This window comes from Dyadobacter sp. CY326 (assembly GCF_021390515.1).
Lineage (GTDB): Bacteria > Bacteroidota > Bacteroidia > Cytophagales > Spirosomataceae > Dyadobacter.
Map to the genome: position 1 here is coordinate 57,322 of NZ_JAJUXI010000007.1, position 14,905 is coordinate 72,226.

The window sequence follows — 14,905 nt, forward strand, 5'->3', positions numbered from 1 at the left end:
TGACTCAAACCAGTTTATCGACCGTAATAGGCAATTCGCGCACGCGTTTTCCTGTGGCATGAAACACTGCATTCGCAATGGCAGCAGCCACACCCACGATCGCGATTTCACCCAGACCTTTTGCACCAATCGGATTTACCCGCATATCAGGCTTGTCAATGTAGATGACCTCGATTTGCGGGACATCCGTGTGCACGGGAATGTGATAATTGGCAAAATCATTGGTCACATACCGCCCGTAACGGTGATCCATCACGGATGCTTCCATAAGCGCCATACCGATTCCGCCAATGATGCCGCCTATCGACTGGCTGCGTGCAGTTTTGTAATTAGTGATCTTCCCAACATCCGCACAAGTCACCACCCTGCTCACCCGCACCTCTCCCGTCGCAGGGCTCACCTGCACTTCCACAAAATGGCACCCAAAAGAATACATTGAATACTGATCCCGCTCAGGGCCAGATTTCGACTCTTCAGTAACCTCAATTTTTGGTAAATGATGGTATTTTAAAATATCAGCATGTGTTTTAGAGGCACCGGCAGGCATGGACTCGGCGAGTTCCGCAAGCTTTTTCTTCAAAGACTGACAGGCCACATGCACCGCCGAGCCAACACTCGGAATGGTCGATGAACCGTTTTGACCCGGCGCATCGGGCAGGCTTGAATCGCCCAGCTCGAAACGGATTTTTGCAGGAGCGATTTCCAAAACTTCCGCGGCAATCTGCGTCATGGCTGTGGCTGTCCCGGGGCCGATATCCATCGTCGCGCTTTGTATGACAACATTGCCATCGGAAAGCATCATACCCCTGGCCTGGCTAGGGTGGCGGTGAAAACCATACAAACTTGAAGCCATTCCGTAACCAATCAATTTGCCGTCCTTCCGCATCGAAGCAGGCTCTTTTGCCCGCTTTTTCCAGCCAAATTTTTCAGCTCCCAGTTCGTAACATTCTTTCAAATGCTTGGCGGAAAAAGGCAGATTCCTCTCGGGATCGGTGTCGGCGTAATTGAGCAAACGAACTTGCAGCGGATCCATTTTCAATGCATAAGCTAGCTCATCCACAGCCGATTCCAGCGCAAACATGCCCGTGGCGTCTCCTGGCCCGCGCATCCACGTGGGCGTGTTAACATCCAGGCTCAGGAGTCTGTATTTTGTTGCAACATTGGGGCACGCATATAAGGACCGGGAAGCCAGAATTGTCCTTTCCAAATGTTCTTCATAAGCAGACGTTTGCCCTGTGCCTTCATGGATAATGGCCGAAAGCTTTCCCGCAGCCGTGGCTCCGATGGAGACATTTTGAATTGTATAAGGTCTGTAACCGACGGAAGTAAACATCATTTCCCGGCTCAAAACGAGCTTAACCGGCCTACTGAGCTTTTTAGCGGCCAATGCGGCCGCAATTGTATGCGGCCAGACGCGGATTCCCGAGCCGAAAGCGCCGCCGATAAACTGCGCATTTACACGCACATTTTCACGAGGGATCTGGAAAGCCTGCGCCAGATTTCCCTGAGCAGATTTGACGCCTTGATTTTTATCATAAACCGTCAACTTGTCGGCGCCCTCCCAGATTGCAACGATTGCATGCGGCTCAATGGGCTGATGATGCTGCGTGGGAATGGTGTAAGTCGCAGCAATCTTGACCTCAGCATTGTCGATAACGGCGGGCTCACCGCGCTGGTAATCCTGAAAAGGCGAATTCTTGTTGCGCTGAACTCCTGTTGGAATAATGGCTTTTGCAAGATTTTGTTCGAAATCGGTCTGATGCGCCTCCGCTGCATACGTGACCTTCACAAGCGACGCGGCGTGCACGGCCTGTTCGAATGTATTGGCCACGACCATCGCAATCGGCTGACCATTGAAATAAATGAGATTATCATGAAAAACGCGGAATGCGGTGCCCATGGGTGCACGCTCCGCAGGCTGTTTCGCGGGTCCATAACCCGGCACACCCGGCGAATTCAAATGGCTGATCACAGCCAAAACGCCGCGTGCATTCTCGGCCCGTTTCGCATCAATGTTCGTGATCGACCCTTTGGCTATCGTGCTCGTTATCAGCACGGCATATGCTAAATTTTCAAAATCATATTCTGCGGAATACGTGGCCGAGCCCGTCACTTTCGCACGGCCGTCGACACGGTCAAGCGATGGATTTAGGTTAAATGTGTTATTCGATTTTGACATTGACGGAGATTGAAACTTAGCATTACCGTTAGACGCCGGATCTGCGCCGATTGATAAAACAATACATTATTAATACCCGATGGTGACAATTCTAATGTATTTTATTTGATTTTTACGGCAAAAACGTACAATGACAGCACTTCACAACTCCATTCGGCAATCATTGCTGAGTTTGCCCGGCCTGGGTTGGATTCTGACTGTCTGCTTCATCGCAATGACATTCGTCCCCCGATCATTTGACAACGTCCTGTTTGTCGACGGGTTGGCGTATGCTTCTATTGCGCGAAATATGGCGCTTGGGCAGGGCAGCTTCTGGCAACCACACTTCGCTGATTCGTTCTGGCTGACTCACAACAACTTATGTTCCTTTTTTTGCGAGCATCCACCACTAATGTTTGGCATGCAATCGTTGTTATTTCGAATTTTCGGAGACTCGCCAGCCGTCGAAAACCTCTACAATGCGATCATACTTTTTGCAAGTGTTTTTCTCATTTCCACAATTTGGAAAGTTCTTTTCAGAAATGACATTGCAATAAAAAACCAGTCTTGGCTGCCCGTTTTTCTTTGGTACGGACTGAGAATCGTATGGTGGAGCGTCCCTAACAACTTGCTGGACACGACAATGGCCGTTTTCTGTCTAGCCGCCTGTTATTTTCAATTAAAAGCTTTTACCCAAAACCGTTTTCGTGCCGCTTACTGGATTTTGGCAGGCATCATGATCGTCTTAGCTTGTCTGACCAAAGGACCCGTTGGCCTTTTTCCTCTCGCATTTCCGCTGATTTACACCATTATTTACGAGCGACGCAACTGGCGAAAAGGGTTAACCGGACTGGCAATTGTCGGGTGTTCATTTCTCCTGCTTGCCGGGCTCATCTTGTTGTATCCGCCTGCAAAACTGTTAATTAGCAACTATTTTCAAGGGCAAATCCTGATGGCTTTACTCAAAAAGCGTGAAAAAGTAAGTGGTGACTGGACTGCTCATTTTTATTTACCGAAGCTTTTGATAAAAAACATCATTCCGCACTTACTGCTGGTAACCGGGCTTTTCGTTACCAACAAACTTTCAAAAATTGACATTCAATTTTCGCAAAGCGTCAGGCGGGCAGCGCAACTGGCGTTTCTGATCACGATTTCCATTTTACTTCCTATGATGGCGAGCGTCAAGCAAGGCGATTATTATTTAATGCCTGCCCTGCCATTCGTCGGACTTTTTTTCGCTGCTTGCGCTGTGCCAATGCTGCTTGCATTGTTTCAAAAATCGGAACGGCTGCCACAGTTTGTGATGATTGTGATTTCGGTTTGCTTATTTTCGGCAATGGTCTATCGCCTGATTAATCCCGACAAAGACCGCGCGTGTGAAATTGCAAATGACCTCAAAAAGCACGTCCCGGCCAATGCCAGGATCTATTTACCACCGCCAATCACCATGTTTTCGGAGCTTCATACGCCTTTTCAAAGATATGCCCGCTTGTCGATCGCATTTGACCCAAATGAAACCCGATATCTCTTTTTTGACCATGAAACGAAGGCCACGTTTGATTCCATAAGCAATACAAAAAATTATCAGATCATCCCGCTCGTGCATGGGACACACCTGGCAATCAGACGCAAATAGCCGAGCCGGTTCACGCTTGATTTTTCGTGGCGAGCACTTCACGAATCGGCGTCCAGCGCATTTCCGGATAACGGTCATTATCCAACGGATCAAGTTTTGGCTTGCCAGTGAGCATGTTATGCAAATATTGCATGCCTTGCCAAGGCGGGAAAACCACATCTTTTTGTGGCGCCAATGTGCGGGTTATTTTGATCATCGTCGCCAGAAAACCCAGACTTCCTGCTCTTAAAGTCCCAAACTTTTCGCCAGTCGCTTCACTGGCAGCTCTTTGCAGGTCACGAATGGTGGCGACCTCTCCCGCAATTCTTAAATATCTTGGCGTCGAATCGTCCAGTGCAGCCAAGGCAGTGAAGGCAGCTGTGTCGCGAATGGTGGTAAAATCCATGGGCTGATCCGCATTGCCCCAATACATTACGCGCTTGATCGGCGATAAAACAACAGGCGCCTGCCCAGTCAGCAAATCGGTAAACATTCCGTTCAAAACTGATGTCGCGGAGATGGGAGCCGCATTGAGAATGTTATGAAATTCCCGCCGAAGATCCAGATTACGATTGCTGCCAGGCGTCAATTTGGTAAAATCAATAGAGAAATCAGATGGAATAAAACGCGGAACGCCCGCTCCCACCGCCGCATTAAGCAGCTGTGTTTGTGCGCCGAGGATCACTTCACGAAGTCCCGACAATGCGCTTACAACACAGGTTCCGCCCGAGCACGCATCTTTCAAAGCCGCCGCATTGCTGTAATCGACTTCAATAACCTGCGCGCCCAGGTTTCGTAAAGCAGGAATTCCTTCTCCTGAACCGCCTTTGCGTACGAGCGCGCGGACATCAGCGCCCCGCGCACACAGGAAACTGGCGATATGATTTCCAAGCTCGCCCGTGGCGCCTGCGAGGATGATGACTTTGGAATTAACATTCAATGGAACTGAGGGCATAGAGCGATTGAGATAAAATGCTTATTTATCTGTCTCAAAACAATTATACCCGTGCCGCAGCGGCTACTTTTTACGCAGCGATTTAATGTACATTGTAACTGATTCAATGTCTGAATCTGTCAAAATTCCCACAAAAGAAGGCATTTCTTCATTGTAACCTTTTACAATTTTGTCGCCTGGTTTTAAGATGGATTCGCGAATGTATTTTTCGTCTGCTATTGCGGTGGTGCCGTCTTCAAAAACGCGTTTGCCGCCATACAGATTTTGGAACGGAGGCCCATACATTCCGTCTGTTTTCAGTCCGGCGGAATGGCAGCCAGCGCATGCCATCTTTTCAAAAATTGCACTGCCACGGTCTACGGAAGCCGGCTCTTCCTTGGCCGCAACGGCGACAGTTTCTGGTTTTTTGACCGATAAAAGTGCCAGATCAACACCAGCAAAGCCGTAAGGTTTCAAATCAATATCCTCCGCTTTGTTAACGGTAAACCAAAAGCTGTCATTAATTTTCTTGCCGTCAGCCGCGGCAATGTTGTAAGAAACTTCCATTTGCATCACCTCAGCCATTTCCGGAACCAGTAAAAGCAGCGTTTTGCGATCCAAAGACAAATAAGATGCTGCGACCGACATCGTTTCCTCGCCAGTGGAGCCATCCATTTTAAAATGGCCGGAACCATATTCTTCTGTACGCTGATAATTCCATCTCTTTACAGCAAAATTAGCGGGATTTGCGGCCAATGCAGGGTCAAGCGGCGCATCAAAACCCAACACAATGCCTTGCTTTCCGGCTTTGAATTGGTTGGGCATGTAACTGGGCTTTCCGGTGTAACGCAGCCGCAGCAATGCACTGATTCCGGTTGATGTTGAGCCCCACAAATTGAACCCTGCAACGTAAAGTTGCCCATCCACTGGACTTACAATGCCTTTCGAAGTTGGCGCTGGATAGTCCGCATGGATCGCGGAAACGCCGCCTTGCGTCACTGTGGACGAGCTGTCAATCAAAACCCGGAACAAACCGGGTCTGCCAAATGAAAAATGGATCAGATTCCCGTTCAAAGGGCCCATTTTGTTTCCAGTAATCCATGCCTGGCTGATCGCGGAACGGTCGACTCTGTGCGGAATCCAGGTCAGCGGAGGCGCAATCGGCGGGTTGTCCGAGCGGTGCGCTGTGGGTTGTACGCCATAATAATCGCCTTTTTTTATAATATAAATAGGCGTTGAAGGCACAAAATTCCCCTGCTGATCCGAGGCTGTGAGTATGCCTTTTTCAGGATGCATGCCGAGATATGGGCCTCTTAGTCCGGTTGCAATCACCTCCGCACTTAACCCGTCTCGACTTATTTTCAGGATTGCCCCATTCTGGCTTGACCCAGACCTAAAACCTTTTCCTGTTTTGGAAGTCATGCCCGGCCCATTGTCCAGACTGCCGCCTTTGGCAATGTAAAAACTTTGATCCGGCGCAGTCACCATATCAGCAGCCCATTCCCTGGATTCCGGCGACTGTTCCATCACATTGGAGAAATTTTCGTAGAAATCCGCCACGCCATCCTTATTTATGTCGTGCAGCTTGACAATCCCTTCTCTCCCAAAAATATAAACCGCCTCATTCAAGATTTCAATGCTCATAGGCTCATGAAAACCCGATGCAAAACGCGTCCATTTGAGATTTTGAAGGTTTTTATCAATCCCTTCGATCATCCAAACGTCCCCCTCGAATGTAACCACACTCGCGCGGCCATCTTTAAAAAAGGCAACATCAGCAACCCGCACATTGCGTTTCCACGGATTAGGCAGCGGAAGTGTCAGTTGATCCGTCACAAATGCGGCTGTGTCCGGCGAAAGTTTCCCCTTCGTAGCGACCGTTTCTTTCCAAAATGCAGGGCCGCCTTTTTTGTAATCGGGAATGGTGATCCTGGCTTTTTTGCAATAATTTTCAAATGACTTTTTCAACCGCGATGGACCTTTCCAAATCACAACGGTTTCGGTAACAGACCGACCGCCAGCAGGAACCTTCACGGTAAGAAATTGATTTGCAGTGACCTCAGGTTGCAGTTTCAAACCGCCATTTCCCACAATGGCGACCGCTGTTACGGTGTCTTTATTTGCACCCTGATAAATGTATGCAAACTTTCCACGCGCCTCACTTCCCACAGCATTCCTGACCTCCGCCAATGTAAGGAAGATATCTTTTGAAATATTTTCAATCTTAAATGTTCTTTTAAAAGCCACCTGATCTTCGAATTTGGCGCTTCCGGGCAATTCTGCAACATCAGCAGCGCCCACCGAATAACTCAGCACAGCCTGATTTCCATAAACGTAAACGCCTTTCCAGCGACCCTGATCGGCTGGCATAGGCGCCCAGGTCGGCTGTCTTATTTCATTAATTTTGGACAAATCACCTGTAAAAGGCTTTTGCAAGGTCCAGCCCGGATACAAGCCCGTTGCCATTTTGGCATCGCCAGTGAGCGAGGCAATCTTATTATTTTTGTTAAAAAAATCTTTGTAGGAAACCTGCGCCATCAGGACCATTGGCAGGAATTTTCCCGTCCAGGCCACCGACCAGCGCAACAAATCCGTGTCAAAACACGCATATGCCTCATCTCCAAGCTGCAATGCCAGCGTCCGGGCAGCCATATTATCCTGCGGAAACGCAGGCCCAAGCTTACGCGCATCGACGGACGTAGAGATATACGGAAACCCAGCCTCTACGAAAGAACCAAGTTCAAGAGAATCCTTCTTATTGGCGTCAATCGTCTGATTATCCGTGTAACCCGCCAGAAAAACCGACGCAATCAACAACACTCCCATCCCTATCATTCCAAGCTTCCCGCGACTGAACTGCAAAATATCAAGCATGTTTATGGCAAAATAATTAACAAAACCAAAAGTCCATTGTGGTTTAAAAGTTACTTGAATGTGCGGGAAAAAAGGTGTGGGGATTTTAAGAAACGAGGACGCCGATGATGACTGATGGATCAAAACCTGCTCCGCTTTTGCCTTAAAATAATTGAAACCTACACCAGGCACAATGGAATGCATTGTAAAGCATTATCTGCGCAATTTTAGCGAAGCACACACCAACAACAGTGCAATCTCATTCATAACCTTCTATCTATGCTATGAAAAAAAACATTCTACTTTTTATCCTTTTTTGGTTCCATCACGAGCTTTTTGCACAAACAGTCGGGAATGTAGGCATAAATACATATTACCCCGATCCAAGCGCGGTTCTTGATGTTCAGGCCGCCAGTAAAGGCGTGTTGCTGCCGAGGATTTTTCTGCAATCAACAACCGATGCAGGGACTATCCCGAATCCGCAGAGAGGACTGCTGTTATTCAATACTAATGAAGGACTCCTAGAAAAGTCAGGCTTCTATTTCAACATTGGGACAGTGGCTAGTCCTTTTTGGAAGAATATTGAGGAGAACTTGAAACTCCCATTTACGCAGTCAACGGTGAGCACAGGGCCACTTGTATCCGTGACAAACATTTCTTCCATTTCCACAGCAGCATCGATTGGAGGCTTTGCTGGTTTCGGCGAAGCAGTCGCGGGAATCTCTTCCAATGGAACAGCGATTTCAGGTGTTAGCGAAGGAACTGGAACAGGCATTTTTGCATCCTCACCTAGCAACACCGCTTTAAAAGTTGATGGAAAGATTAAAATTACGGGCGGGACCTCGCAACCAGGACTTGGCAAGGTGCTTACGTCAGACGGATCGGGCAATGCTTCCTGGCAAACTCCCATTAACGAGTTCGATAACATTTTTAACGGTTTTTTAGCAGACGGGGTCTTAGGAGGAGGAAATCAAAATATGTCTGAAAGTAGCTTTGTGAAAATTGCGTTTGCCAATCAAAAATATGACGTAGGGACTAACTACAATGAAGCAAACATGTCTCCGCACAGTTCCTATATTGCCCCGAAGAACGGAATATATCATTTTGATGCAATGGTCAGATGGAAGATCGCCGATTCAGATAACTATTACGGGCCGACAAATAAGCTTGTCAGAATTAGAAATGGTGTCACAACAGAACTTTCTGAGCATCGCGCATGGTCAGCCAGTGACTTTCATACATCGCATATTGCGATTGACTGCGAGCTATTTGTCGGGGACGTTGTCAATGTAATCGCAAGATCATACGGACAGCAAGTTGCTCTGGCAACATTTGACGCAGATGCGCACTTTAACGGACACTTGGCCATAGAATACTAACAATTAAAAATCAAAATAAGAATCATGAAAATTTTACTAACCACACTGATTTTCTTCTGTCTTTGTCACCAAATTCAGGCACAAAGTGTCGGAATTAATACAAAAACACCTGACCCAAGCTCGGTCCTGGATGTAAATAGTTCAAACAAAGGAGTCCTGTTACCAAAAGTGGCTTTGCAATCCATGACAGACAAATTTACTGTGCCTAATCCAGCGAATGCACTACTTGTCTACAACACCAACATTCAAATGGGCCCGGAGGGTTTTTACTACAACTCAGGCAATGTAGACAATCCGTTATGGCGGTTGATAGGGACAAGATTAAACCTCCCGTTCAGCCAGACGGGCAGCAGCGGGGGAGCTTTGTTCTTTGTTGAAAATACGAGTAGCTCGCCTGATGCCATTGCCATAGCAGGATCATCTGAGAAGGTCGCTGTACGTGGCTCTACCGATTCAGGCACAGGAGTATCAGGAATCAGCACCAACGGCATAGGCGTTCACGCGTCCAGCGCAAACGGGCTAGCATTAAATGTTAACGGAAAAATTAAGATAGCAGGAAATGGACAATCTCCAGCACAAGGAAAACTCTTAACGTCAGATGCTAATGGCAATGCATCATGGCAAGATCCAGCGGTAAATATGATCGCGTTTTCCGAACTCGGGATCAATGGTGGTGGGAGCATTAATTCCACTAGCGGATTAACTTATATTACTGTCAATTTTGGAAACGTGGCCTATAATTTAGGTAATGCTTACGACGCTGCAACTAACAGCTTTACTGCCCCTGTAGATGGCATCTATCATTTTGACGCGATGGTTGAATGGGTTCATGCGGATCCAGATTTGATATATCAGCCTTCGTTAAAACTGGTGAGATTGCGTAACGGCGTGAATACAGACATTGTTTTTGATTTTAGATCCAAAGTGGTTCTACATCATACGTCCTTCATAACGACTGACTGTGAATTAAAACAAGGCGATGTCGTACTCGTCGCGGGAAAATCTAACACCAACGGCATTCATCTGGAAACTTCGAATTCAACAGCCCATTTCAATGGCAGATTATTACAGAAACTGTGATGTTTTTCACGCTTGTTCAACCAATCAATAAGACCTCTTCATGAACGCAAAACAGATTTCTGCAATGCTAATAGGATGCTCGTTAAATACTTTTACAGCTTTTGCGCAACTAAAAACGAGTGATAATAGCTTTTTTATATCGCCGGGAACAACGGTTACAGTTAGCGCCCTGTCGCTAACCCCGACAGAACCGACTAATCTTAATAATAACGAGATAAATCATTCAGCGTTGCCAGTTGCGGGCAAACCAACCGGCAGTATAAATCGTGTTTACCAACTTGCTAATCCTCTCTCATTTAAAGGTAAAATGCTTATCACTTATTTAGATGGAGAATTGAATGGTAACGCTGAAGACTTGCTGCAAATGGCCGTTGCGGGATCCAATTTGGTGTATCAAATTCCGACAGACAAAAGCACGGTGGATAAAATTCTTAACAACGTCCATGAAACACGTGATTGGTCTAGCGTTAGTTTCATCACCGCAACATCATCCGGCAGTGCGTTGCCAGTTACACTTGTGGATTTTGTGATTTCATCAAGAGAGAATGATGTCGCCTTGGCTTGGAGCACGTCTTACGAGGCTAACAGCGATTTTTTTGAAATACAGTATAGTGTCGACGGCAAGACCTGGATTTCTTTGGGCGAGGTGAAATCTAACGGCGAAAGCAAGATCGAACAAACATACGCGTACGTACATGAGCATCCGTTAGAGGGCGACCATTATTATCGCTTGCGTATGGTCGACAATGATGGAAGTTTCGCATATAGTCGAATAAGACACATCCAGATAAAAAATGACTTTGCCATCGCATTTCATCCGAATCCTGTTGTTGATTGGCTGACGATCGATGTGTCGAAGGCTAGCCAATTATCTAATATGAAAATTGTCAACAAATCGGGAAAGATCGTTTACGAAGCTAACAATGGCGACTTGGAAACTTTGAAAGAAAATGTAATTAACGTCAAAAATTTGAGCACAGGCATTTATGTGATCCAGGTCAGGGATAAGGACGGCACCATGCATTCTTCAAAATTCGTTAAAAACTAACTTTTTCCCCATTCAAAACTTACTGGTGCCAAACCTAGCGCCCGCGATATTTCCCTGTTGCCAGCTCCTTTCGCATATTGGTGAAACTGATAATTGGGCCCTGGCTGGCGAATGAGTTGACGATCCAGGCTGGAATCATCCCGCCTGGATCGACTTGTAATGTGTAAATGAGCTCGACATGATTTTTGCCGATGGGAATGATTGTCCAGACGTTGTAGGAATGCTTAACGCGCACTTTTCCTTTTTTTGACGCGACAATGCCTGGAACAGCAGGTGCATTGACGGTTACAATATGCGTTGCAGGATCTTCTGAAACCTGCATATGCGCCACAAAATCACGATTTTCAAGTGGCCAGGGCAATGAAACTTCGGCGTAATAATAGAGTTCAGTCGGTGAAATCTTGCGAACCAGGTTACATTGCTTCGTATGACAAACCCACTTTTCGGCTGCACCGACGTCCAGCAGCAAAGCAACAACTTCGGAAGCAGTCGCCTCCATCTCACATTCAGCCCGCAACGCCTTGATCTTTGAATCACTAACAACTTTGGAGAACACCTTAATGCCCTCTTTTTCAGTTGTTAATGTCCATTCCGATTGACCGTAAGCGGGAATGCAAACGAGCAGGATAACGAGCGATAAGTATTTCATGGCAATGCAAAAATGTTATTTCTGCATCACGATTTTAACCCGCAAAATGATTAATCGCTATAAAGCTTGCATCAACTGACAGAAAGCAAGGATCAGCTGACGAACCGCTTTCATATTGAATGCCAACTCGCTCGTTACCAGCGGTCCAGGCCGAGCAATTTCCTTCCAAGCGGTGAAAGTTCCGCTGTTTCATATTTCGTTTTTTCCCAATTCCTTGGATCGCCCGGAAAGGCGTAACCCTCGGGAGCCTGCCTTTCGCGCCATGAATTGATGCGCCATTGCCGCAGTTGCTCATCGTCTTCCTGGGCTGGCATCATAGAAATATATTGCGCAAGACGCACCTTGTCCTTGCTCTTGTTCGGCCTGATGCCGTGCGGTTGCAAACTATTGAAAATGAGCAGGTCACCAGCATTCATTTTAACTTTAACCAACTCAAAACCAGTTGTATCCGGCTGAAAATGATTCCTATCCTCCGGCTGGGTGAGCTTCCAACTGTCATAGGTTCTGAACAGCTCCGGAATGCATTGAAATCCACCCATATTTTCATCGTCCTGATCGGCAAGAGCCAAAACACCCTGAACATTTTGCGGTTTGGTTTCCGGATCATAGTCCCAGTGAATGAACCCTTTGTAATCAAATCCTGGACGTAAAGGCAAATTCAGGTTTGCCCGGTCAATGGTAACCCAAAGCTTTTCCGTGCCCCAAATGTCTGCAAAAGCCTGATGAACCTTTGGAAACTGGCGGTTATCCCACATATATTGGTGATTATAAACCTCCACCATGCCCGTGTTCGTCAATTCTTTCATTCGCATTTCGGCTCGCGGCGGCGCATACCACGTTTCGGGATCGTTCGGATCTTTTTCCTCAAACTCCCATAAAAAGTCTGCGAGTCGTTTTACCTGTTCTTTGGGAACGGCATTTTTGATAACGATGTAACCATTTTGAATCCAAAAGTCCCAATCTTCCTCAGTCATTAAGCCGAGCGGTTTTCCGTTGCTTCGGTCATTCAGCTTCACATTGCTCGATTTGGCCGTCGATGGGTTGCCGGGAATGTCCTTATGCGCCTGCGTGGGTGCCATGGTATGTTGTTCCATATAAATAATAATTTAGCGTGAATTAATAGAACAAAGCTATTATACGTGAGCATCCGCTTCCACCGTTCGATTAGCCAACATTTGCTCTCTATTGACATTATAATCAGATCGATTGTAACTTTTTGTCAATAGCATTACATTCACTTATGAAAATTATCCGCGAAGAAGTTGTTCCAAACCTTGGAAGCTCGTTTAAAGTGCTGCTGACGCCGGGACTTAACGACACTTTTTTGTGGCACTTTCATCCTGAATATGAGATTGTTTACGTCGAAGGCACCAGCGGGACGCGGCATGTGGGCGATCATACATCCGTTTATGAAGGTAGCGATCTGGTTTTTATCGGGCCAAATATTCCGCATCTGAACTTTGATTACGGAGTTCGGACTTCCTGCGAGCAGGTTATCGTCCAGATGAAAGAGGATTTTTTGGGCAAAGATTTTCTTAATCTTCCTGAATTTACGGCGGTCAAAAAACTTTTCGAAAACGCCCATTTCGGACTGAGTTTTTCGGGAAAAACAAAAGACATTGTGGCCCAAAAGTTGAAGCAACTTCCCGATCTGGATCACTTTGACCAGTTGATGCTTTTGCTGCAAATCTTGCGATTGCTGGCTGTTTCCGATGAATTTAGCCTGCTTAACCACAAGCCTGCCGGCAACAAATCCTTGCAAAAAGAGCAGCAGCGGATGGAGTTGATTTATAAATATGTAGAAACCCATTTCGATCAGCGGCCGGATGTGAATTTCATCGCTGAACAGGTTAACCTGACGACCGCCGCATTCTGCCGTTTTTTTAAGAAAAATACCAAAATGACCTTCACCGATTTTGTAAACGTTTATCGCATTAATCAGGCAAAAAACCTCCTTCTGCAAGATAAAACGGTTTCCGAAACGTGCTTCGCGGTCGGTTTTGAAAGTCTTTCCTATTTCAATAAACTCTTCAAAAGTCTGGAAAAAGAAAATCCGTCAGACTTCAAAAAGCGCTATCGCAAATAATCAAGCATTGCTTGTTCATTCTACTACAAAGCCAGGCGCCGTCAGCAGCTCGTAAGGGCATAAATTGGCGTTCGCCGTGTTCAATGCAACTCCTGTCAACACGTTACCAAAAATATTTCAGATATTTTTAGTGTCAAATATTTGATATTTAAAATAACAATATTATTTTTACATCAGAGTTACACTTCATCAACATCAAAATGAAAAGCGTTCACATTAACAACAACCATTGGAATACACTGGCCAGCATCAGGCACCACATGTATGAATATATGTTGGTATTTTCATGTGATCCCGTTACCGAGGCATTGATTCACAACGTTAAGCGCTATTTTGAGGACAATTATGGCTGTTCTTACGCCGCGAATCTCGTTCCGCATCTGATGCTATTTCAATGCACGATCCACGAAAACAAAGTTGACCGGATTTTACAAGGCATTGAAAAGGTTGCGCGCCATGTATCGCCCTTTGACATTTCGCTGACCAAATTCAACAAATATGAACGCGGCACATTCTACGTAGACCTTGAATCACAAGCGTCTCAGCAGATTATTGAGTTGACGAAGAAATTAAAGACCGAAGTTGGTTCGCATGTAAAACAGTGGGCGCCGGGAGAATATCATTTTTGTGAAGATCCACATTTCACCGTCGCAAGGAATATGAGCGCCCTGCAAGTGGCGAAGGCGACATTGGATTGGCTCTACCGGGAGTTTCTGGCTACGTTTCCTGCCACAAACATGGTGCTTCTCAGAAGATCCCTGGTCAATGGATCAAAATACGAACAGATTGCCCAGTTCCCTTTGCTTGGAATGCCGGCAGGCGATTACATGCAGGGATCATTATTTTAATCAGCATTTCAATTAGCAGTAATATACACTTCATCAGCAATCGATTACCAATGAACAGATCCCGGACAACGATGCATCAGGCGATAAGCTCGATGCGGCGTTGCTCCGGGATTTTTGTTTTCAAATGACTGCGAAAGTGCATTGTTTGTGTAAATCGGTCAGGGGTGTAAAACATAGCAATTGCGGACGGAGCGAATGGCGTGCATTGTGTCTTGTCATTGTCCCTGCTTTGTTTTTTGTTTATATTTAGGAATA

The 14,905-nt window shown here is 46.3% G+C and carries 11 protein-coding genes; 6 read left to right on the forward strand and 5 right to left on the reverse strand.

Features of this window, described 5'->3' with window-relative positions; all coding sequences use genetic code 11:
• Positions 1-4: 4 nt before the first annotated feature.
• Positions 5-2,179, reverse strand: coding sequence for a xanthine dehydrogenase family protein molybdopterin-binding subunit (locus LZG73_RS14995; RefSeq protein ID WP_233851213.1), 2,175 nt, complete (start codon positions 2,177-2,179; stop codon positions 5-7).
• 130 nt (positions 2,180-2,309) lie between these two features.
• Here LZG73_RS14995 and LZG73_RS15000 point away from each other — a divergent pair, with 130 nt between their 5' ends.
• A complete protein-coding gene (locus LZG73_RS15000; protein WP_233851215.1) occupies positions 2,310-3,794 on the forward strand; it encodes a glycosyltransferase family 39 protein in 1,485 nt (494 codons plus the stop codon).
• Between the two features lie 10 nt (positions 3,795-3,804).
• Here LZG73_RS15000 and LZG73_RS15005 read toward each other — a convergent pair whose 3' ends face one another.
• On the reverse strand, positions 3,805-4,728 hold the full coding sequence (locus LZG73_RS15005) for an NmrA family NAD(P)-binding protein (protein ID WP_233851223.1): 924 nt from the start codon (positions 4,726-4,728) through the stop codon (positions 3,805-3,807).
• A gap of 63 nt (positions 4,729-4,791) precedes the next feature.
• Positions 4,792-7,764 carry a DUF6797 domain-containing protein gene (locus LZG73_RS15010; protein WP_233851225.1) on the reverse strand — a complete coding sequence of 991 codons (2,973 nt, stop codon included), beginning with the start codon at positions 7,762-7,764 and terminating at the stop codon, positions 4,792-4,794.
• An 80-nt stretch (positions 7,765-7,844) separates the two neighbouring features.
• On the opposite strand from LZG73_RS15010, the gene LZG73_RS15015 reads away from it, so the two are divergent.
• Genes LZG73_RS15015 through LZG73_RS15025 form a run of 3 tightly spaced genes read left to right on the forward strand, consistent with a single transcriptional unit; the run spans position 7,845 to position 11,067 of the window.
• Complete coding sequence (locus tag LZG73_RS15015; RefSeq protein WP_233851227.1) at positions 7,845-8,939, forward strand: hypothetical protein; 1,095 nt, start codon at positions 7,845-7,847, stop codon at positions 8,937-8,939.
• Positions 8,940-8,963: 24 nt separating this feature from the next.
• Positions 8,964-10,019 carry a complement C1q domain-containing protein gene (locus LZG73_RS15020; RefSeq protein WP_233851236.1) on the forward strand — a complete coding sequence of 352 codons (1,056 nt, stop codon included), beginning with the start codon at positions 8,964-8,966 and terminating at the stop codon, positions 10,017-10,019.
• Between the two features lie 40 nt (positions 10,020-10,059).
• Positions 10,060-11,067 (forward strand): T9SS type A sorting domain-containing protein, encoded by a 1,008-nt coding sequence (locus LZG73_RS15025; RefSeq protein WP_233851238.1) that lies wholly within the window; start codon positions 10,060-10,062, stop codon positions 11,065-11,067.
• A 34-nt stretch (positions 11,068-11,101) separates the two neighbouring features.
• Here LZG73_RS15025 and LZG73_RS15030 read toward each other — a convergent pair whose 3' ends face one another.
• Positions 11,102-11,716, reverse strand: coding sequence for an START domain-containing protein (locus LZG73_RS15030; protein WP_233851247.1), 615 nt, complete (start codon positions 11,714-11,716; stop codon positions 11,102-11,104).
• Between the two features lie 134 nt (positions 11,717-11,850).
• On the reverse strand, positions 11,851-12,810 hold the full coding sequence (locus tag LZG73_RS15035; protein ID WP_233851249.1) for a phytanoyl-CoA dioxygenase family protein: 960 nt from the start codon (positions 12,808-12,810) through the stop codon (positions 11,851-11,853).
• Positions 12,811-12,956: 146 nt separating this feature from the next.
• Between LZG73_RS15035 and LZG73_RS15040 the strand changes: the two genes are divergently transcribed.
• Complete coding sequence (locus LZG73_RS15040) at positions 12,957-13,802, forward strand: AraC family transcriptional regulator (RefSeq protein WP_233851251.1); 846 nt, start codon at positions 12,957-12,959, stop codon at positions 13,800-13,802.
• 200 nt (positions 13,803-14,002) lie between these two features.
• Complete coding sequence (locus tag LZG73_RS15045) at positions 14,003-14,650, forward strand: 2'-5' RNA ligase family protein (protein WP_233851253.1); 648 nt, start codon at positions 14,003-14,005, stop codon at positions 14,648-14,650.
• Positions 14,651-14,905 lie beyond the last annotated feature (255 nt).

What these genes read in the sequence shown, in the direction of transcription:
- LZG73_RS14995 (WP_233851213.1), bottom strand. Translation starts at nt 2,179, where the DNA reads ATGTCAAAATCGAATAACACATTTAACCTAAATCCATCGCTTGACCGT.
- LZG73_RS15000 (WP_233851215.1), top strand. Translation starts at nt 2,310, where the DNA reads ATGACAGCACTTCACAACTCCATTCGGCAATCATTGCTGAGTTTGCCC.
- LZG73_RS15005 (WP_233851223.1), bottom strand. Translation starts at nt 4,728, where the DNA reads ATGCCCTCAGTTCCATTGAATGTTAATTCCAAAGTCATCATCCTCGCA.
- LZG73_RS15010 (WP_233851225.1), bottom strand. Translation starts at nt 7,764, where the DNA reads ATGCATTCCATTGTGCCTGGTGTAGGTTTCAATTATTTTAAGGCAAAA.
- LZG73_RS15015 (WP_233851227.1), top strand. Translation starts at nt 7,845, where the DNA reads ATGAAAAAAAACATTCTACTTTTTATCCTTTTTTGGTTCCATCACGAG.
- LZG73_RS15020 (WP_233851236.1), top strand. Translation starts at nt 8,964, where the DNA reads ATGAAAATTTTACTAACCACACTGATTTTCTTCTGTCTTTGTCACCAA.
- LZG73_RS15025 (WP_233851238.1), top strand. Translation starts at nt 10,060, where the DNA reads ATGAACGCAAAACAGATTTCTGCAATGCTAATAGGATGCTCGTTAAAT.
- LZG73_RS15030 (WP_233851247.1), bottom strand. Translation starts at nt 11,716, where the DNA reads ATGAAATACTTATCGCTCGTTATCCTGCTCGTTTGCATTCCCGCTTAC.
- LZG73_RS15035 (WP_233851249.1), bottom strand. Translation starts at nt 12,810, where the DNA reads ATGGAACAACATACCATGGCACCCACGCAGGCGCATAAGGACATTCCC.
- LZG73_RS15040 (WP_233851251.1), top strand. Translation starts at nt 12,957, where the DNA reads ATGAAAATTATCCGCGAAGAAGTTGTTCCAAACCTTGGAAGCTCGTTT.
- LZG73_RS15045 (WP_233851253.1), top strand. Translation starts at nt 14,003, where the DNA reads ATGAAAAGCGTTCACATTAACAACAACCATTGGAATACACTGGCCAGC.